Genomic DNA, 19596 nt, shown 5'->3' with positions numbered 1-19596 from the left:
TTCTGGAAGGAATACCTCATGACCATACATCCCACCAGGGCCGGCGCCTACCGTATCGGATCGCTGCTCGCCGATTTCCAGCCGGATTTCGAATTTTCCGCACCGCTGCCTTTGCCGGTCGAGGAATTCGAGGACCGTCTGCGGCGGATCCGCCGCCAGGCGGTCGAGGCCGGGCATGACGCGCTGATCGTCCATACCGGCGGCGTCGGCTGGTTCCACACGTCCAACCACTATCTGCGCTACATTTGCGACTGGATGCGCGAGGGCGTGCTGATCATCCCGACGGATGCCGACAAGCCGCTGACGCTTTTGTCGTTCTTCACCCAATCCGTGCTTCTGCCGCCAGGCGGCGAACCGGTTCTAGTCGAAGAAGTCTGGCAGATTGGCCCGATCGGCCGAGAATATGCGGACCGTCCGGGCGACAGTGTCATCAAAACGGCGGAGAAATGCGCCGAACTGCTGGCCGGCATGGGCCTCGCGAAGACGCAGATTGGCCGGATCGGTGACCGCACGTCTCTCACATTTTGGGCTGCCCTCGACGAGCTGATGCCCAAAACCAAGTTCGTTGCGGACAATGCCATTCTCGACCGGATGCAGAAAGTGCGCTCGCCGCGCGAAATCGAGATGTTCCGAGCCGCGGCCCAGCTTGTCAGCATCGCCACGCAGGCGGCCTATCATGTAGCAAAACCCGGCGTGACCGACCATGAGATTTATGCTGCCTTCACCCAGGCACAGCTTTCCTTCGGCGGTGAAACCGGTGATGGCTACCAGATCGGCATCAACGAGTTCGGCACCCATTGCGGCAAGCCCTATGGCCATGTCGTTCGACCGGGTGATCTCATCAATCTCTATGTCTCCAACATCACCTATCGCGGCTACACGGCCCAGGCCGCCCGTATGATTGCCGTTGGTGACATCACCAAGCGGCAGGGAGACGTGCTCGCCGCCTGCACCGAAGGTGTGAAGCGGGCGGAAAAGCTGATCCGCCCGGGCGTGCTGATGCGCGATGTCAACAATGCAGCCTTCGAGCCGATGATCGAGCGCGGCATGCTGTCTTCTCCGGAAGCGCGCACCATGCCTTACAACTGGGCGCCGATGGAGGATGGCAGTGCGCGGCTGATCCCGCGCCAGTATGTCAAGAACATCGATTGGGAGGCGCAGGGCCGCACCCTGATGCATGTCTACCCGGCAACCCATGGCCCGCATAACCCTAATCTCGGTCATTCCGTTGGCATGGCCGGCGGGCAGAACAGCTTCAACATCTCCTCGCACAATTACGACCGGATGGAAGAGGGCATGGTATTCGTGCTGCACACCCAGTGGCTTGAGCCAATGTCTGCTGGCTGCAACGTCGGTGACATGTATGTTGTCACCAGGGATGGGTTTGAGAACCTCTCCCGCCACACTCCGCTTGAAACGCACCGCATTGCTGCCGAGGCCTGATATGACCGACCACACCCATTTTGATTTCGCCAAGCTCAATGAGCGGGAGCGTTACAAGCTCCTGATCGGAACCGTGATCCCGCGCCCGATTGCGCTGGTAACTACGGTGAGCAAGGACGGGATACCCAACGCTGGCCCTTTCAGCTTCTTCAACGTCCTGACCCACGATCCGGCGATCGTCGCGATCGGTGTCGAGAACTATTCCGATATGCGCTTCAAGGATACCGCCCGCAATATCCGTGAGACTGGCGAGTTCACGGTCCATATCTGCGATAATGCGCTGGTCGAGCAGATGGAAATCTGCGCCATCAAGTTCGGTCCCGAGGTGGACGAAATGGAAGAGGCGGGTCTTGCGACCGTGCCCGGTCAGATGGTGCGCAGCCCCCGTATTCTGGCCGCTCCTGCGGCTCTGGAATGCCGTCGCCATACGACGCTTCAGGTCGGCCCGGCCCGTGAGATCATTCTCGGTGAAGTCGTTGGCGTGTTCGTGCGCAGCGACGCGGTCAACGCGTCGAACCTGCATATCGACCAGCAGATCATGGACGCCGTCGGACGCATGGGAGGACATACCTATGCCCGCACCCGTGACCAGTTCGATATCAAAATGCTGACGCCTCAGGAATGGGAAAATCGCAAGGCCGTTGAGACGTTGGTGGCAGAATGAGCAGAAATCCGTATTTTTCGCAGGTTGGCGGCCTTCCGCCGCAGACTCAGACCCTCTCCAGCAAGGCCGTCTTCAAGACAGCCTATGCGGTGATCCCGAAGACGGTGATGAGCGACATCGTCACCAGCGTCCTTGCGCATTGGGAGGAAATCAGAGCCTGGGTCATCGCGAGACCGATGAGCGGCTTTGCCAAAACCTTCGCCCAATATATCATGGCGGTGGAGCCCGGTGGGGGCAGCGTCAGGCCGGAGCCGGACGCAAGTGCATCGGCGGCGATCTTTGTCGTCGAGGGCGAGGGTATAATTACCTATGACGGGAACGACTATCCAATACGTGCCGGATCGTTTGTCTATTTGCCTCCTGCAGCGAAATGGGCTTTCAGCAACGAGAGCGCTGCGCCGATCCGGTTTTCACTGGGTCCGAAAGGCGGTCAAGGTCGTGGATGGCCTGGAACTGCCACCGGCCATCTTCACCCATGAAGACGATTGCGTGATGCATGCTATGCCCGATACCGACGGCCGCTGGGCAACCACCCGGTTCATCGATCCGTCCGACGTTCGCTAAGACATGCACCTCAACATCGTCACCTTCGAGCCGGGCGCCATCATTCCCTTCATGGAACATGGGCTCTATGTGCTCGAGGGCAAGGCCGTCTATCGCTTGAACGAGGATTGGGTGGAGGTCGAGGCCGGGGACTATATGTGGCTCCGCTCGTTCTGCCCTCAGGCCTGTTATGCCGGCGGCCCGGGACGCTTTCGCTACCTGCTCTACAAGGACGTCAATCGCCATCCGGATTTGTAGAAGTCCGATTGCACCAGACTGCCTGAATTCGCAAATACAATGAGTTAGACAAAATCGTTGTCTCATAAAAGACGGGTTGAAGGTTCACATCCCTTCAAGGCGACGGCTGTCACTTTTGACCAGATCTGTCTGGCATCAATTTGTGCTCAACCTTTGACTTGACTTATCTCAAGGGCACTTGTTTCACGAAAAGTCATCTGCATCGATAGGCACCGAGAACCCGGCTTTCACCCTGTCCATTACGACCATCGTCTTGAAGCCCTTGATGTCCGGATTCTCGTAGAAGAATTTCCGGGTAAACGCTTCGTAGTCTTCCATGCTTTGCGCAGTCACGATGAGAACGAAGTCGGAATCGCCGGTGACATAGTAACCATTCATCACCTCCTGCGTCTGGCGGATCGACTGTTTGAAGCGGTCGACGATGTCAGCTCTCTCTCGCTCCAGTGACACAAGCACGAGCATCGCGATCGGGCGACCGACCGCTCTCGGCTTCACGATCGAAACATCTGCCTCGATCACCCCCTTTTCTCGCAATCGCTTCAGACGGCGCTGAATGGCTGTGGCTGAAAGGCCAACCATGGCTGCCAGCTCTTCGCTGCTGTTCCGATTGTTTTTTTGCATGATGGTGAGCAGTCGTGCGTCAAACCGATCAAGGTTCATTTTAAAGTTCTCGCAGGAATTGGGCATCTTAGCTGCTTAGAAAGCAGGATTAATGCGTAGATGCAATAATCTCGAGGAAATACGTCGGCAGAAAAGGCCTAAGATTTATTATATTGATGGGGATTGGAACATGCTGGATGTAGCGATGACCGCCGCGCGCGCCCTAAAACAGCTCAACGATGAAGGCCTTTTGAGGTCTCAGCCGTTTATCGATGGGCAGTGGCAGCTATCGAGGAGTGCGACTGGCGTCGCCGATCCTGCAAGCGATGACGAAATTGCCCGCGTCGGCGATTGCGATCTGCCGATGCTTGATCGAGCCATTGACGCTGCCCACCGCGCTTTCCCATCCTGGCGGACGCTCCTTCCGCGTGATCGGGGCAGGATCATGCTGAATTGGGCAAATCTCATCCGCCTGCATGCCGGCGATCTTGCCACGATACTGACCGCCGAACAGGGTAAGCCTCTTTTCGAATCCGAGGCAGAGATCCTCTACGGCGTCGGCTTTATCGAATGGTTCGCGGCCGAGGGCGAACGGGCATATGGGGAGACGATACCGAGCCACAAGCCCGATAGCCGTCTGTTCGTCTCAATGCAGCCGGTCGGGGTCTGCGCGGCTGTGACGCCATGGAACTTCCCCAGTGCGATGATTGCGCGCAAAGCGGCCGCGGCCATGGCTGCGGGATGCCCGGTGATCGTCAAGCCTGCCGTCGAGACGCCACTCTCGGCATTGGCGCTCGCCGAGCTTGCATACCGCGCAGGATTTCCTCCGGGGGTCTTTCAGGTGGTGACTGGCGAACCGAAGCTTCTGACGGATGCGTTGCTCGCGGATGAACGGGTTCGCGCATTTTCCTTCACGGGTTCAACCGAGGTCGGGCGCCTGCTCCTCACAAAGGCGGCAGCCACCGTCAAGAGGGTTTCCATGGAACTCGGCGGCCACGCGCCGTTCATCGTCTTCGATGACGCCGATGTCGACGAGGCTGTCGACGGCTGCATGCGCGCGAAATTCGCGACCTCGGGACAAGACTGCCTAGCCGCCAACCGCATCTATGTTCACGACGGCATTTATGATGCCTTCATCGACAAGCTTCGGCGCAGTATCGCGGCGTTGACCGTCGGGCAGGGGTTCGAGGCCGGTATCGACATCGGGCCGATGACGAAGACGTCGGTTGTTGAGAAGTGTCGCCTGCATATCAAGGACGCGGTCGGAAAAGGCGCGCGATTGATCGTCGGCGAAATTCCCGATCCCGCCCTTGGAAACTTTGTCCGCCCGACCCTTCTTGCAGATATCACCTCTGAAATGCTCATCGCTTCCGAAGAGACCTTCGGTCCGGTTGCGGCCGTTCTCAGGTTCAAGAATGAAGATGAGGTTCGCGTAAGCGCCAATGCCAGCGAGATGGGATTGGCGGCCTATGTCTACACGCGCGACGTAAGGCGGGCCATGCGCCTTTCCGACACGCTGGAATACGGGATGGTGGCTATCAACACCGTCTCCTTTACCGGTGCGCCTGTCCCGTTCGGCGGCTGGAAGCAGTCTGGGCTGGGGCGCGAAGGCTCGCGCCATGGTCTGCAGGAATTCATGGAACTCAAATATGTGTGCTTCGGCGGTCTGGCCGCGTAAGGAAATGACGATGACGAATATTGCAGAAATCGCAGAAATGGACCGCAGAACGGTTCTCCATCCCTTCACCTATCTGAAGGATTACGCATCCGGCGAAACCGATCCGACGATCATGGAAACGGGCAAGGGCGTACGGATCAAGGACGCGACCGGCAGGGAGTATCTCGACGGGTTTGCGGGCCTCTACTGCGTGAACATCGGCTACGGCCGCACCGAAGTCGCCGAGGCGATTGCGCGCCAAGCGTACAAGCTTGCCTATTACCACTCCTACGCCGCCCATACGACGGAAGAGCTTGCACGCCTTTCCGATCGTCTGGTCAGGATGGCGCCGGGAAACATGTCGAAGGTCTTCTATGGCCTGTCGGGCTCGGATGCGAACGAGACGCAGGCAAAGATTGTCTGGTACTACAACAACCTCCGCGGACTGCCAAAGAAGAAGAAGATCATCGCACGGGAGCGCGGATATCATGGATGTTCCGTGGTCGCCGGTTCGATGACGGGCCTCAGTTTCTACCACGATCATATGGACCTGCCGGTATCCGGTATCCTGCGCACCGGCGTTCCGCACTACTATCGCGGCGCGCATCCGGGCGAAACCGAAGAGGGATTTTCGCAACGCCGAGCAGACGAACTGGAGGCGCTGATCGTTGCTGAAGGCCCAGAGACAGTCGGCGCATTCATTGCCGAGCCTGTCCTCGGCACCGGCGGACTTACCCCGCCGCCCGCCGGCTACTGGCCGAAGATCCAGGCCGTGCTCCAGAAGTACGATGTGCTATTGATTGCCGACGAAGTGGTCTGCGGGTTCGGCCGCACCGGTGCGATGTTCGGCTCCGACCTCTACGGCATGGAGCCCGATCTTGTCACCGTTGCCAAGGGTCTGACGTCGGCCTACGTGCCCCTGTCCGCTTCGATCGTGTCGCAGAAAGTCTACGACGTTATGGAAGAAGCAACGCCGCGTGTCGGCTCGTTTTCGCATGGCTATACCTATTCCGGGCATCCGATCGGCGCAGCGGCGGCAAACGCCGTTCTCGACATCGTCGAGCGGGAGGATCTGGCCGGCCAGTCGGCAACGAAAGGCGCTTACCTCCTGAAGCGCCTGAAGGCAGAGTTTGAACAGTATCCGATTGTCGGCGAAGTGCGTGGCGTTGGAATGCTAGCCGCTATCGAGTTCGTATCCGACCGTGGCACCAAGGCCATGTTCGATCCGGGCCTTAAAGTCGGAGCGCGTATCTCGCAGGCGGCTCGCAATCGGAATCTGATTGCGCGCGCGATGCCACACGGAGACATCCTGGGCTTTGCGCCTCCCTTGGTCATGACGGAAGCGGAAATCGATGAAATGGTTGGCATCGCCAAAGCCTCGGTCGATGAGGTTATGAAGGAACTGGATGCGATAGGCGCTATCGCGGGATAACGGGCGTCGAGTTCCGGAAAAGGTGTCAGGCATGAACGAGATTTTGAAGGTCCATGAACTGACGAAGGCATTCGGAGCCACGAATGTCCTCGATGGCATCAGCTTTTCCATGAGGGAAGGGGAGGTGATCTCGCTAATCGGTTCGTCCGGATGCGGAAAGAGCACCGTTCTGCGCTGCATCAATTTTCTGGAGACGCCGACTTCCGGGCAGATCACCTTTCTCGGGCAGGCGGTTTCCGTCGCGTGCAACGAGCGCGCCGAAAGCGAAATTGTCAACGCCTCCAACATCCGCGTCTTTCGTCAGCGGATCGGGATGGTGTTCCAGAGTTTCAACCTCTGGCCTCACCGAACGGTCCTTGGCAACGTCACTGAGGCGCTGGTCTATGTGCTGGGCATGGACAAAAAAAATGCCGAAGACACAGCCCTGTCCGCCTTGTCGAAGGTCGGCATGACGAGCTTTCGCGACCGCTACCCGCATCAACTCTCCGGTGGGCAGCAGCAGCGGGTCGCCTTCGCGCGGGTGCTGGCAATGCGGCCCAAATTGATGTTGTGCGATGAGCCGACATCCGCCCTCGACCCCGAACTCGTCGGGGAAGTGCTGAAGGTCATAAGAACACTGGCTGAAGAGGGGGCCACGATCCTCCTCGTCACCCATGAAATGCGGTTTGCGCGCGATGTGTCGAACCGAATGATATTCCTGCAAAAGGGTCGCCTTGAGCAGGATGACACGCCTGACGAACTGCTTAGAAATCCGGCCACCGAAGGAGTAAAACGCTTTCTATCCAACGTCATGCCGGCAGGCGCCTAGCGGCGTCGCGCCAAACCAACAACTATAAAAGGGAACAGACATGATCATCAGCAAAATCATCAAATCGGTCGTCGCAGGCAGCCTGCTTCTCTCCGTTATCGGAACGACCGCGTCGGCCAAGGAAGGCGTGCTGCGCATCGGCACCGAGGGCGATGCACCCAAATTCAGCATGGCCGATCCGAGCGGGGATGTCTCCGGCTTCGACGCCGACATTGCCAAGGGCATCTGCGCAGAACTCAAGCTCAAATGCGAGTTCGTCGTGCAGACGTTCAGCTCGCTCGTTCCATCCATGGACAGCGATCGCTTCGACGTGATCATTTCAGGCCTGAGCATCACCGACGAGCGGGCCAAGAAGATCGATTATTCCATTCCATACGCCACGACGCCCCAGTATTTCGTGGTCGCGAAAGACTCTCCTCTGGCCAAGCTGACGAGCCTTGTCGAGATCGAAAAGGGGCTTGGCGGCAAGAGCGTCGGCGTCGTCAACGGCACGACCTATGCCAAGTTCGTCCAGAAGAACATTCCCTCGGCGGACCTGAAGACCTATGACGCGACGACGCAGCAACTGGCTGATCTGTCCAGTGGCCGCATCGATGCTGCCTACAGCGACTCCCCGACAGTCATGGATTTTCTGGCGACACCGGATGGCGCGAACTTCGCCAAAATCGAGGTGAAGGTCATGGCCATGGACGATCCGGCGACACTCGGCAAAGGCATGGGCGTTGGTATGAAGAAGGGCAATACCGAGCTTAAGGCAAAAGTCGATGCGGCTCTTTGCAAGATGATCAATGACGGCAAGGTCAAGGAAGCCTCCATTCATTGGTTCCAGGACGACTATACAATCCCCTGCAAGAAATAATCCATGATGGTGCGACCTGCCTTGGCCTCGTCCAAGGCAGGTTAGGGGAGTGTATCGATGCCCGCTGATTTCTGGAAATTGATGGTAGAGCAGGGCTGGGCGCTGGCTCTGCTACGCGGAAGTGCGGTCACGATCGCGATCGGCTTGCTTGGCATGGCCCTTGGCTTTGTCGTCGCAACGCCTTTGGCCGTTCTCCGGTGGCAGAAAATCGCCGTGGTCTCGCCGCTGATCGACGCATACAGCATCGTGGTGCGCGGTGTGCCCGGCCTGCTCGTGATTTACCTATTGTTCTTCGGATCTGTCGATATGGTCAGATCCGTCGCTACGACATTTGGGTATCAGGACCAGATTGATAGTGCATATCCCTATATCGTGGGGGTTATCGCCATTGCTGCAATCTCATGCGCCTACTCTATCGAGGCCATTCGTGGCGCACTTCAGTCGGTGCCGCCAGGTCTGCACGAAGCGGCAAAGTCCCTCGCGCTTCCAAGGGGGGTCGCCTTTTCCCGCGTCACCCTTCCACTGGCGTTGCGACTGGCGCTTGGGGGGATCAACAACGTCTGGCAAATGACGATCAAGGACACGTCGCTGATTTCAGTGGTTGGACTGCAGGAATTGATGAGAACGGCGGCGATCGGGGCGGGGATCACACGCTCGCCGCTGCTCTTCTACTGCATCGCCGCTGCACTGTTCTTCTTCATGACGGCGGTTAGCCAGACGCTCTTCTCAAAGGCAGAGCGCACGTTGAACCGCGGCTTCGGAGGGCGATGAAATGGACCTGAACATCGTTAACTATGCCATTCCCTTTTTGCTGATCGGCGCCAAGACAACGGTGTTGATTGCCTTTGTCGGCATTGTCGTCGGCTTCCCGTTCGGGATCGTTGTCGGGCTCGGCCGCGGATCGAAGATCAAAGCTCTGCGCCTTGCCTGCGACATCTATTGCGCAATCTTCCGCGGCACACCGATGCTGGTGCAGGTATTCGTCATCTACTACGGCTTGGCGCAGGTCAGCTTCATCAGGCATAGTCCAGTGCTGTGGTGGATGATTGGCGATGGACTACACGCCGCGATCTTGGCCGTCGTTCTGAACACAGGCGCCTATACCGCCGAGATTTTCCGCACAGCCTTTTTGTCCCTGCCCAAGGGCCTGATCGAGGCAGCGGAAGCCTGTGGAATGTCGCCTTGGATCGTGTTCAGGCGGGTAAAATTCCCGCTGGCGCTACGCCAGGCATTGCCAGCCTACAGCAGCGAGGCGGCCATCATCGCCAAGGAATCGAGCCTTGCATCGACCATTACCGTCCTGGAGATCACAGGCTATTCCAAGCGTCTGATGAGCGAGACTTTCGCGATCATGGATATCTTCATTGTTACCGCTGCCCTTTACCTCATCATGAACGTCATCGCTCTGACGGCATTGAAACTTCTCGAACGACGCCTGTCGTTTGTCCGATAACCATCTTCAGAAAGGCTATACCATGTCCAACCTCACCTTCATCGATGAAAACAATCTTCCCGAGCCACGCAAAGGTCAGCCTGCGCCCGACAGGCTGGTCGAGGGCAACCCGCAGTTCCTCACCTGGGACATCGCGCAGACCGCCGACGGCGTCGTTCGCTCCGGCCTATGGGAGGCAACCCCGGGCGCCTATCGTTCGATCAAGGGCGATACCTTCGAGGTTTGCGTTATCCTTTCCGGCGTCTCGGAACTGATCGAGGACGGGTACGAGCCGAGGCGCATCGTGGCCGGCGACACCTTCGTCATGCAGCCAGGCTTCACCGGCACCTGGGAGGTTATAGAGACCACGCGCAAGCTCTGGGTCTGCCGAGACTAAGTCACCCGACCCTGTCCCCCTTCTACTTTACGGATTCCACTCATGACCCAGACTGTTGCCGTCTCGCCCAATTCAACACCCTACTGGTGGGACGGTTGCCCGTTTCCGTCTTTGCCCGTCCGCGATGTCGAGAAGACGTGCGATGTCGCCATCGTGGGTGGCGGATACACAGGTTTGTCGGCGGCAATGACGCTGGCCCGAGCCGGCAAGCATGTCCAACTCTTTGACCGACAGGCTTTAGGCGAGGCGGCATCCAGCCGCAACGGCGGGATGGCGAGCGGGAGCATCCGTCCCGGTCGCAAGGAGCTCATAAAGAGGTTCGGTGAGGGCAGGGCCAATGCCATTCTTCTGGAGGGAAAGCAGGCGCGCGAAGACCTCTGGCGCTTCCTGAGAGACGAAGGTATCGAATGCGAATTCCACCTGTCCGGCCTGTTCGATGGTGCCATGACGGCGGATGAGGCCGATGATCTTCGTCGCCACGCCGACTTCCTCAGTGGCACGCTTGGCATCGAGGCTTTTCCGGTCGCGCGGTCCGACATCGACAAGTACATCGGGACGGACCTCTATGTTGGAGGACTGGTGCGCCGGGACATCGGCGGCCTGCAGCCCGCAAAGCTGCTCGCCGGCATGATCCGCATCGCTACCGGGGCGAATGTGATCCTACATGAGAACACTGCTGTTCTTGTCTCCGTCGCCGAGAACGGCGGGGTACGGATCCAGACCTCGCGTGGCGAAGTGTTTGCCCGAAAGCTCCTGGTCTGCACCGATGCCTACACTGACGGTTTTGATCCTTGGCTCCGTCGCCGTCTGGTACCGGTCCGCAGCAGGATCATTGCAACTGAGCCACTGGGCACCGACGTCATGGACCGCCTTATGCCGGCCCGCATGATGCATGGCGATATGCGAAAATTGAGCTACTATTATCGCCCGTCACCCGATGGCACACGGATCCTGTTCGGTGGGCGGGACGGGACTACGGAAGGCGATCCCATCGCTCCGACGATGCATCTGCAGGCCGAACTGGCAAGGCTGTTCCCGGAACTCGCCGGCATCGGCCTGACGCACAGCTGGTTTGGCTACGTTGCAATGCACCGCGATATGATCCCGCGCATATTTTCCTCCGGCAACACGATCTATGCAACCGGCTATTGCGGCTCTGGCATCGTGTGGGGACGGTGGCTGGGGAAAAAGGCGGCATTCAAGATCCTCGGCGACAAGGAACAGCCGCGCTCCGCCTTCGATTTCGACCCGGCTCCAAAGGCCGTACCGTTCTTTTCCGGCAAACCTTGGTTCATTCCTCTCGTCTACGCGATGTATGAACGACACGACAAGAAGACGCTACGCCGTCGCCAGAAGAGCTGAGCCAAGAAAATGACATTTCTCTTTCTGTGCGACCCCGTGCGCGGGGCCATATTCGCCGAAACCTTCTCGACGCTGTTACTGGAAGTCTCGTTTGCCACAGCTGCTGACGAAGGTGGCATATGAAGACGTGCGGTTCATCATGACATGGGACCCACTCATCGATCTTCGTCGCTATACAAATTTGCAGGCCGTGTTTTGCATCGGGGCGGGGGTCGATCAGTTCGCGGGCTCCGTCATACCGGCGGGCGTAAAGCTCGTCCGAATAGTTGATGACAGCATCACGAGGATGATTGCCGAGTATGTGACGATGGCAGTGCTCGCTCTCCACCGCAATCTTCACCACTATATCGATCATCAGCGCCAGCGGTGCTGGCAAGAGATCGCACCGCAGGTTCAGGCCAGAGAGCGCAGGGTCTCTTTGATGGGAACCGGAGTGCTCGGAAAGGCTGCGCTTGAAAAGCTAAGGATCTTCGGATTCGACCTCGCCGGCTGGAGTCGTTCGCGCCGGTCGATTGATGGCATAGGGGGGCTTGTCGCAAAATTTCTTATCGTAGTTTTTTATTCTGTATGCGCCAGTTTTCATCAGCCTAAAGAGCTCGGTTGAGCGGTCATTCCTGAGCCGAGGTCGCCTCGATTTCCGAAAACATTCGTCAAATTCAAAACGCGCAGGAATAAATTTCTACGTTCTGGGGCGCAGAAAAATTTCGACACGCCCCGATGATGAGCGCGGCGGTGTCAGACAGATTGCGCATCGGGAAGGCTGATCCGCATTCTGCCAGAATACGAGGTCAAGCCGACCGAGGCTTATTTCGCCTATCCTTCAGTGCGCTTCATGAGGCCAGTCGTAAGAGCCTTCACGGATTTCGCACTTCCGGCGCTTCGGGCAATTGAGGGAATTGACGCGGCATAGCCTTGCGGATCGCCAAATTCAGGGCTTTTCAATCTCGTTCTTTATGCCCAAGGTAACGAGATTTGCCTCGACGGCTTCCTCGATGGCGACGCATTCCGACCAGTCTCCGCTGCGAATGCCGTGCAAGAATGGTCGAAGCCCCATTCCGGCATCAAGTTCGATGGCGCCCAAGTTGGTATTGTCGCCACAATCGCCGATCTGGGCAACCAGATGCTCCCCCCGCATCCGAAGCGTGCCCCGACTTCCCAGAACCTCAATGTCCAGCATCGGTCCGTCTCCTGCCACCCATCCCGCTTCGACGACCGCCGTTCCGCCTGGATATGACACCAAGGACACGCCGAAATCCTCCGCTTCCGTGCGCCCCATGATGTTTTCATAGGAGGAGGGTCCCTGGACTAACGGCCGGAGACCCCACCAGCGCAAGAGATCAACGCAGTGAATAGCCAAGTCCCCAAACCCACCGACACCGGCAAGTTTTGGTTCGAGTATCCAGTTGTCGCGCAGCCAGCCCGCGCGGACGCCGTTATGGGTGAAGCGGATTCGTACATAGCCTATGTTTCCGAGCCGTCCACTTCCAATGAGCTTCCTGGCTTCGGCGAGAGCCGGAACAGTGCGTAGGAAAAACCCGGTATGGAAAGGCAGACCTGAAACCGCCACAGCTTTGGAAACCAGCAAAACATTTGTCCTGCTGGCGCCGAGTGGCTTCTCGATAAACATGGGTAGATGCCAAGCCAGGATTGCAGCAAGATCTTCAACATGGAAGCTGGTCTCTGAAAGAAGGAGGATCGCCGAGGCGCCTTTGATGGGCGTCGCCGGATCGAATTTCTGGGCGCCTTTTGCTGACAGTGCGGCAGAGAGACTTTGCTCATCGCGGTCCCAGATATGAGAAATCCGAAACCCATCAGTTCTTTCAACCTGATCGACATAGTCCTGCCAATGCGGGTGACGACATCCATGAGCAACGATATTATAGGTCATCTTGTAGCTTTCGGTCGTGCGGTCTTGCTAGACAAGCGGGATTCTGGACACATCAAGGATTTGCACGACAACTCCAGCCTACTTCACACCGCTCGCAGGCTGTCCGCCATGAAATCGGCGCGCTGCTCAATGCCTGCCAACGGAAGCTCAACAATCTGATAGCCGAGCTGGGTGTAAATTTCAGCCATAACCCTGCCGGTCGCCTCGGCCTCTTGCCGGCCCTGCTTCCGCTCGGCGTCCTGCGTGAAAATGGCGTCCCAATACGGGGCGAGGAAAACTCGCTTGTTGTAGGGATGAATTTTCGTCGCCGCCTCGATATGACCAGGGACAGGTATGCCAGAGAGCGTGAGATATCCGACAACATCAGGTATCCCACGATCCATCAGAACCGGCGCGTTAATTTCGAGAGCGTCGCGGTAGGAACGCAGTTCCCAGCCTAGCATGAGCTCGGAAAAGGCAATCTGATCCGCCCAAGGCAAGGCTGGTCCGCCAATCCTGACCTGATCTTGTATGATCGCCCGACCGGCCTCGGGCATCGTGCGAAAGCCTCGTCGGGTCATAGCATTGATCGGACTGCTTTTGACCGAACCGGGGCCGCCGGTCACCACGAACATATGTTCGGCGTTTGCCATAGAAACTCATTCCGCAGGCGCGGTGAAATTATGTTGATGCTGGAGAGTGAAGCGCAAGCCCGAACCGCAGTTCATGAAAGTCGCTATGCGAGGGGGCTGCCTGATACAATGTTCAGATCTGCCATAGGATCAAGGTAGCTCTTGGGAATGTCGGAGTCTAGAGGGAAGTAGGCTGTCGCGAGAATCCCGGATTTTGTTCGATATGTTATCCCGACTTCTGCAGCGCTGCAGAATTAGGATTTCCGCAACATTTCTTCAGGCTTGCGGGCGAGGTAAATCGCCGTGACAAAGTTCCGGCGAACGTGCCCGTCGAATTCCTCATCAGCGATGCGTCCAAGCGCGTTCAGGAACCCGGTTCGTTCCGCTTCAGGCAGGCGAGCGACCGGCGAGAACGTTGCCGTCAGCCCTACGACCTGACGGGTCGTCAGAGTTGGGGTCCACCTGATTTCCTCATATGTGGCGTGCCTGAAACCCGCCGCTTGCAATTCGGCCATCCGCACGTCCTTGTCGAGCGCGAACGGCCGATTGGAGCCGGCCGCATGGGAGGGGCTGCGGCTCAGCGGTTGGAAAAGCGCCTGAGTTCGGCACTGGAACGGGTCCATGTCAGCCGGATCGCCAAAGACTGTCCACCACATGGCCCACCAACCGCCCGGCCGCAAAATCCGAAACACTTTGGTAAGCGCGCTATCCTGCTGGAGCCAGTGAAAAGCCATGGCGGCGACGCCGAGGTCGAAACTGGCAGAAGGCATCAAGCTATCCTCGAATGAGGATTGGATGATGGTCAGTGACGAGCTGTAGTGCTTCAATCGATCACCTAGCGTGGCGGCAAGCCGCGCGTCCGGTTCGATAGCTGTTATCGTGCAGCCCAAGGCAAGCAATGGCGCAGTAGCCTGTCCTGTCCCCGCCCCAATCTCGAAAACTCTAGCCGTTTGCGAGACTGCACCTTGATCGCGCAAAATATCGTAGACGCGCCGCGGATAGGCGGGCCTTGCATCATTATAACCTTCGCTGTTCGCTCCGAACGCGCGTCGGCCTTCTTCAAGCGAAATTACATCCGACACAGCGCGTTCCTCGGTAGTTGTCGCGAAATCCCGATTTCTTTTTCAATTTTGCGTCTGACATTTGCGCCGCGGCGGAATAGGCAATTACTCGGCGCCTGCAACGCCCTCTACCGGCGAACCATTTTGGCATTAAGGCAAGTGATGCCGCAGCAAGTAGGCTGCTCGTCCGTTCCGACAGCTGACATCGAGCCTCTGCCCTCAAGAAAGGCAGTGGCGACTACGGTAGAAGCCGTGCGGCCCGTCCTGTTCGCCTGGTTGCGTTGTTGTAATAACTGGAGGCCTGCTGGACCGATCTATGTCGCGACGGCGCCATGGCTTCCGGCAAGGGGACGCCACGATTGGCAGCCTCGGTCAGATAGCCGGACCTTAGCCCATGAGCGGAAAACTCCCCAGGCTCCAGGTCAGCCAGCGCCGCCCGCTGCTTGACGATCTGGTTGACCGCACTCGGCTCCAGCGCCCGCTTCGAAACATTGCTCCAATGATCGACCTTCCGAAAAATGCCCCTGTCCTCGATTTTTCCAGCCACCATCCAGGCATTGAGCGCATCCACCGGTCGGCCAGTCAGATAGACGACCTCGTCGTGATCGGAACCAGACGTTTTGGTGCGACCCAGATGGGTGGAGAGAGAGGGGAGGGGAAGGCCACTCTCGACGGTGATCGGTGGCTCGACTGTGAGCTGCTCCCTGCGCAAAGCGGCAATCTCGCTGCGACGCCGGCCGCCGGACGCGAACGCCACCATCAGGATTGCCCGATCGCGGATATCCCTCAGGATGTCTGTGCTGCAGGTCGCGAGCATTTTGGCAAGGACGTCGCCTGTCACCGCCTTGGCGCTCTTGCGCTTCCTTGGCCGCGGCGTCGCGCGGACAGTAAGGCGTATTGCGGATTTCAGGGAAGGGGAGGAGAAGACGCCGGTCAGGCCGCGCCATTTGGTCAGCGTCGACCAACTGGCAAGCCGCCTCCGCACCGTATCGGGTGCATGCGGCCCTGGCGATCGCAGAAAACCCTGTTCCCGCAGGCTCTGTTCGACATCGGCTGGCAAGCCGTGGTGAGGATCGATGTCGCGCTGTTCGTGCTGCCAGAGATGGTGGGCAACGAATTTGAGCAGCAGCGCCTCGGGCGCAGGCCAGGTGAGGGAGGCGCCGGTCGCGGCGAGCGACCAGGCCTGCAGATAGGCGAGGTCGAAGGTGAGCGCGCGCAGGGTATTTTCGCCCATGCCTTCGTTGACCAGATGGCGTAGCGTTTCGATGTCCTGGTCGGTGAGCAGTTCGGCAAGTTCGTCGCGGCGATCGACGGCGGTCTTTGAACGGAACGGCATGGCCATAGAAAACCTCCGGATCGACGGTTTCGACGGCCCAGCGACCGTGGATTTGCCGGATTCTTTCTGATTTTCGACCGGAAATCAATCACATCCGATAGGGGTTACTTATCGATGGTTAGAATGCCTTTCTGCAGCCATACCATGTGAGGAACCGTAATATTCATGTAGAGTTCCTTTAGCGAATCATTTACCATAATTTCAATGGCTTACGATCTCGCGAAAATCAGCATGACAGCCCTGTTGCGGCCGGCTTTCGACGCTGGTATCGCGCTTGGGCGTTTGGACGAGCGCATCGTCCGTTCGCCGGTCGGCCAGGGCTTCTTCGAGAGGTCCCACTTCACGGACGCCTGCGCCTCGCTGTGGATCGAGGGCGAACTCGTCCACCTGGCAGACCTCGTCCTCCATGACACCACCCGCGATATTCGCACACCCACCCATGAGCTGACAATCGCCCGCGACGTGCTGCGAGACCGCCGGCGCATTGCCGCGCAGTCACCGGCTTGGGCGCTGTCGGCCGACGGCATCGAACGCTTCGGCAGACGGAGCCAGTGACCTCGATCGGCGCCGACGAAGCAGAGGCGGACGATGGCGAATACCTTCCCGGGCACTGTAAACTTAGCGCTTCGCAGTCATGATCTGGGGTTGAGGTTCTGGTTCAGGCGGCTTGAATGCCAGCGATTTGGTACCATGTTCGCATGGCTGTTTCTCGCAATTCGCGATGATGGGTGGATGGGATGTCGTGGCGGGGAATGTGAAAGAGGCTGGCAATCGGATCGTGGATGGAAACGAAACGCTGAAGGTGCCTCGCTGACTTGAAGCGCCTCATAATCCTTTCACGCCGTCGGACAGGCTGATGAGAATTCTCGACCCGATTGTTCAGGCCCTTGTGCGAGCGATGTTCGATGCCGGGCATGATATCACGCTTCGCCGCACGGTAGGATCGAAGCTTGTCGGTGATTATCACACGCGGCGCACGGCATTGCCCTTTCAGAAGCTTTCGCACCAAACGCTTTGCCGCCTTGGCATAGCATCGCGGCGGCTTTTCACCAGCACGTCGAGAACAAACCCGTCCTGATCGACGGCGCGCCAGAGCCAATGTTTCTTGCCGGCGATCGTGATGACAACCTCTTCGAAGTGCCATTTGTCACCGAGCCTGCCATCTGAGCGCCTCCGGATGTCATTAGCGAAATGCCTGTCGAACTTCTCCGCCCAGAGCCTCACGGTTTGGTGAGAGACGATGAGGCCACGGGCAGCCAGCATATCCTCGACCATCCGCAGGCTCAGCGGAAACCGGAAATAGAGCCAAACGGCATGGGCAATCACCTCGGCTGGAAATCGATGGCGACGATAAAGTGGATCACGGGCAAATCTGGTCATGCCACAAGATCCCAAATGTTGATCGATGCCAGGTTAACTTTACAGTACGCCGCTGTCGGCTCAAGCGGACGAGCCAACCGTCCACCTCTTCATATCTCAATTCGCCTGTTATACGGCTGTCATAGTTCATGCCTATTGGCCTGAATTTGCACGTTGCGGAAATATCCACGACAGTCTCTCGAAAGGCATTTCTATGAGTGCGACGATGAGCAGCCGTTCGCTCTCGCTCTATCCCTTCTTGCTTGTGTTGTTTATAGGCACGACCTGCAGCTCCATGATCGGGCCGTTCATGGCTTACTACATTGTGGAGGGTTTGGGGCGCGCGCCGTGGACAATCAGTCTCTATGCGGCGGGCGTTACCGTGCTCGGCATAATCTGCACCCGCACCTTTGGTCGCTGGCTGGATGCGGGAATTGCTCCTTTTCCACTGATCGGTGTAGCACTGGCGGGTTATCTTCTTGCCACGAGTGCCTTGTCGATTTCACCGTCTTTCTGGATCGTTTTGACATTCGGCGTGCTCGGATTCGGTCTGAGCAGTAGTGCGGTATCCACCATGTTCAGCCTCGGGGCGGTCGTAGCAGAACGCGGCAAGATTACGCGTGGCCGGTCCAATGCATTCCTGCGCGCCACGACATCAACCGCCTGGATGATAGGCCCGGCGGTCGCCTTCCTGTTCGCAGAGCGCTTCGGCGAAGCTGCCGTCTTCAAGCTCGCTTTTGCCCTGGCATGCGGCTGGGCGTTGATGTGGTGGATAATTATCCCGCGCGATATGACACTTCGTCCCAAGTCAGGATCAGTACACGCACATTCGTCCAACAAGGACGTCGGCCTGTGGTTGGCGGCCGCGTTCGTGTTCTGCCTGTCCTCAGCGCATTCTCTGACATTTAGCGCACTGCCATTGTTCTACGTGCGGGAAGTCGGGCTACCGGCTTATGCGCCAGGCACGGCCTTCAGCATGAAGACCTTCGTGGAGGTCCTCGCGATCTTCACCACGCCAATGATCATCTCCCGCTTTGGCCTGAAAGGGCCACTTGTCGCAGTGGCGCTGCTGGCTACCGTAACGATCCTGCTGCTCTCCTATGTGCAGACCTATCCAGAGATGTTGGCAGGCGCGGCCTTGGAGGGCCTGTATTACGGCCTCTATGCCAGCATCGGCATCAGTTTCGTGCAATCTTTCTCCGGTGATCGCCCGGCGCAGGCCACCGCGCTTTACTGGAATGTTCTGAGTGTCAGCGGCATTCTTGCGGGCCCCACGACCGGCCTCATAGCGCAAGCTTACGATTTCCGAGCAGTTATCCGGGTGGCCTCGGTTGTCGCTGCCTTCGCCGCTATTCTCCTTTTCACGTCAATGTTTCGTAAGCACTCGCGATAAGAATCAGAGCGGTACAGGGCGACTATCAGTCAGCAATGCAGCCCCACCAGCGATGATTGTTGATAAGATCACATGATAACCCTGAAGCCACTCAAGGCATTTAGTTCGGGGCAACGCAATGAATGCTATTGGCGGCGCTAAACATTGAGACGGGAACGGTTTTTACATCAAAAAGTTAGAAAGACTTTCTCCTCATTTTTCGACCGTCTGGCTCTTCAGAACGCGAAATCCTCGCCGCTCAAAGAATGGCCGCGCAGTAATGCTTGTTGCCGTACGAACGCAATCAAGGCCGAGTTCTCATGCCTTTTGCTCCACTTGGCCCACTAAAACGCTTGCCACACCCAAGCCCTGATACTCAGGATGGACAAAAATCATGTCCAGATACCATCAAGGACAAGATCGGCGAAGCCAACGGGCTTATGGGAATACCCGCCTTAATGGCGCTGCCGAGCAGTCGGCGTTCCTCAAGCATCCATCCCTACCTGGCGTCTTC

18 protein-coding genes and 4 pseudogenes are annotated in these 19596 nt (G+C 58.0%); 15 read left to right on the top strand and 7 right to left on the bottom strand.

Going from position 1 to position 19596, the window contains the following annotated elements; genetic code table 11:
- Positions 1-18 precede the first annotated feature (18 nt).
- The 3 genes and pseudogenes from H1Y61_RS22705 (at position 19) to H1Y61_RS22695 (ending at position 2908) form a co-directional block, all read left to right on the top strand.
- Positions 19-1443 carry a M24 family metallopeptidase gene (locus H1Y61_RS22705; protein ID WP_180575420.1) on the top strand — a complete coding sequence of 475 codons (1425 nt, stop codon included), beginning with the start codon at positions 19-21 and terminating at the stop codon, positions 1441-1443.
- A gap of 1 nt (position 1444) precedes the next feature.
- Positions 1445-2107: a flavin reductase family protein gene (locus tag H1Y61_RS22700; protein WP_180575419.1), complete on the top strand. Its 663-nt coding sequence runs from the start codon at positions 1445-1447 to the stop codon at positions 2105-2107.
- A pseudogene (locus H1Y61_RS22695) lies at positions 2104-2908 on the top strand (bifunctional allantoicase/(S)-ureidoglycine aminohydrolase). Before H1Y61_RS22700 ends, H1Y61_RS22695 begins: the two are co-directional and overlap by 4 nt.
- A gap of 183 nt (positions 2909-3091) precedes the next feature.
- Here the strand turns inward: H1Y61_RS22695 and H1Y61_RS22690 are convergent.
- Positions 3092-3568 (bottom strand): Lrp/AsnC family transcriptional regulator, encoded by a 477-nt coding sequence (locus H1Y61_RS22690; protein WP_180575418.1) that lies wholly within the window; start codon positions 3566-3568, stop codon positions 3092-3094.
- 130 nt (positions 3569-3698) lie between these two features.
- Between H1Y61_RS22690 and H1Y61_RS22685 the strand changes: the two genes are divergently transcribed.
- The 10 genes and pseudogenes from H1Y61_RS22685 to H1Y61_RS26765 all read left to right on the top strand — a co-directional run.
- Positions 3699-5186 carry an NAD-dependent succinate-semialdehyde dehydrogenase gene (locus H1Y61_RS22685; RefSeq protein WP_180575417.1) on the top strand — a complete coding sequence of 496 codons (1488 nt, stop codon included), beginning with the start codon at positions 3699-3701 and terminating at the stop codon, positions 5184-5186.
- 10 nt (positions 5187-5196) lie between these two features.
- Complete coding sequence (locus tag H1Y61_RS22680) at positions 5197-6597, top strand: aspartate aminotransferase family protein (RefSeq protein ID WP_180575416.1); 1401 nt, start codon at positions 5197-5199, stop codon at positions 6595-6597.
- Between the two features lie 31 nt (positions 6598-6628).
- Positions 6629-7405 carry an amino acid ABC transporter ATP-binding protein gene (locus H1Y61_RS22675; protein WP_180575415.1) on the top strand — a complete coding sequence of 259 codons (777 nt, stop codon included), beginning with the start codon at positions 6629-6631 and terminating at the stop codon, positions 7403-7405.
- A gap of 40 nt (positions 7406-7445) precedes the next feature.
- Positions 7446-8264 carry a transporter substrate-binding domain-containing protein gene (locus H1Y61_RS22670; protein WP_180575414.1) on the top strand — a complete coding sequence of 273 codons (819 nt, stop codon included), beginning with the start codon at positions 7446-7448 and terminating at the stop codon, positions 8262-8264.
- Between the two features lie 57 nt (positions 8265-8321).
- The gene (locus H1Y61_RS22665; RefSeq protein ID WP_180575413.1) at positions 8322-9035 is read left to right on the top strand and encodes an ABC transporter permease subunit; all 714 of its coding nucleotides are present in this window, start codon (positions 8322-8324) and stop codon (positions 9033-9035) included.
- A gap of 1 nt (position 9036) precedes the next feature.
- A complete protein-coding gene (locus tag H1Y61_RS22660) occupies positions 9037-9717 on the top strand; it encodes an ABC transporter permease (protein WP_180575412.1) in 681 nt (226 codons plus the stop codon).
- 22 nt (positions 9718-9739) lie between these two features.
- Positions 9740-10093, top strand: coding sequence for a cupin domain-containing protein (locus H1Y61_RS22655; protein WP_180575411.1), 354 nt, complete (start codon positions 9740-9742; stop codon positions 10091-10093).
- 42 nt (positions 10094-10135) lie between these two features.
- Positions 10136-11455: an NAD(P)/FAD-dependent oxidoreductase gene (locus H1Y61_RS22650; RefSeq protein WP_180575410.1), complete on the top strand. Its 1320-nt coding sequence runs from the start codon at positions 10136-10138 to the stop codon at positions 11453-11455.
- A 91-nt stretch (positions 11456-11546) separates the two neighbouring features.
- Positions 11547-12059 carry an NAD(P)-dependent oxidoreductase gene (locus H1Y61_RS22645; RefSeq protein WP_180575409.1) on the top strand — a complete coding sequence of 171 codons (513 nt, stop codon included), beginning with the start codon at positions 11547-11549 and terminating at the stop codon, positions 12057-12059.
- Between the two features lie 144 nt (positions 12060-12203).
- Positions 12204-12365, top strand: a pseudogene (locus tag H1Y61_RS26765) (LysR family transcriptional regulator); the annotation flags it as partial.
- A gap of 18 nt (positions 12366-12383) precedes the next feature.
- On the opposite strand, the gene H1Y61_RS22640 reads toward H1Y61_RS26765, so the two are convergent.
- From H1Y61_RS22640 to H1Y61_RS22625, 4 genes are all read right to left on the bottom strand, one after another.
- On the bottom strand, positions 12384-13343 hold the full coding sequence (locus tag H1Y61_RS22640; RefSeq protein WP_180575408.1) for a Gfo/Idh/MocA family protein: 960 nt from the start codon (positions 13341-13343) through the stop codon (positions 12384-12386).
- An 83-nt stretch (positions 13344-13426) separates the two neighbouring features.
- The gene (locus H1Y61_RS22635) at positions 13427-13957 is read right to left on the bottom strand and encodes an AAA family ATPase (RefSeq protein ID WP_180575407.1); all 531 of its coding nucleotides are present in this window, start codon (positions 13955-13957) and stop codon (positions 13427-13429) included.
- 251 nt (positions 13958-14208) lie between these two features.
- Positions 14209-15036: a class I SAM-dependent methyltransferase gene (locus H1Y61_RS22630; protein ID WP_180575406.1), complete on the bottom strand. Its 828-nt coding sequence runs from the start codon at positions 15034-15036 to the stop codon at positions 14209-14211.
- A gap of 217 nt (positions 15037-15253) precedes the next feature.
- Positions 15254-16357: a site-specific integrase gene (locus H1Y61_RS22625; protein ID WP_180575405.1), complete on the bottom strand. Its 1104-nt coding sequence runs from the start codon at positions 16355-16357 to the stop codon at positions 15254-15256.
- 189 nt (positions 16358-16546) lie between these two features.
- Between H1Y61_RS22625 and H1Y61_RS22620 the strand changes: the two are divergent.
- Positions 16547-16959 (top strand): annotated as a pseudogene (locus H1Y61_RS22620) (RHE_PE00001 family protein); the annotation flags it as partial.
- Between the two features lie 50 nt (positions 16960-17009).
- On the opposite strand, the pseudogene H1Y61_RS22615 reads toward H1Y61_RS22620, so the two are convergent.
- Positions 17010-17731, bottom strand: a pseudogene (locus tag H1Y61_RS22615) (IS6 family transposase).
- Between the two features lie 205 nt (positions 17732-17936).
- On the opposite strand from H1Y61_RS22615, the gene H1Y61_RS22610 reads away from it, so the two are divergent.
- Positions 17937-19103, top strand: coding sequence for an MFS transporter (locus tag H1Y61_RS22610; RefSeq protein WP_235680988.1), 1167 nt, complete (start codon positions 17937-17939; stop codon positions 19101-19103).
- A gap of 297 nt (positions 19104-19400) precedes the next feature.
- Here H1Y61_RS22610 and H1Y61_RS26760 read toward each other — a convergent pair whose 3' ends face one another.
- On the bottom strand, positions 19401-19478 hold the full coding sequence (locus H1Y61_RS26760) for a GNAT family N-acetyltransferase (protein WP_235680995.1): 78 nt from the start codon (positions 19476-19478) through the stop codon (positions 19401-19403).
- Positions 19479-19596 lie beyond the last annotated feature (118 nt).

The sequence above is a fragment of the Agrobacterium vitis genome (assembly GCF_013426735.1).
Classification (GTDB): Bacteria; Pseudomonadota; Alphaproteobacteria; order Rhizobiales; family Rhizobiaceae; genus Allorhizobium; species Allorhizobium vitis_D.
The sequence above is the reverse complement of the archived record's forward strand: the minus strand, read 5'-3'. Positions and strand labels throughout refer to the sequence as shown.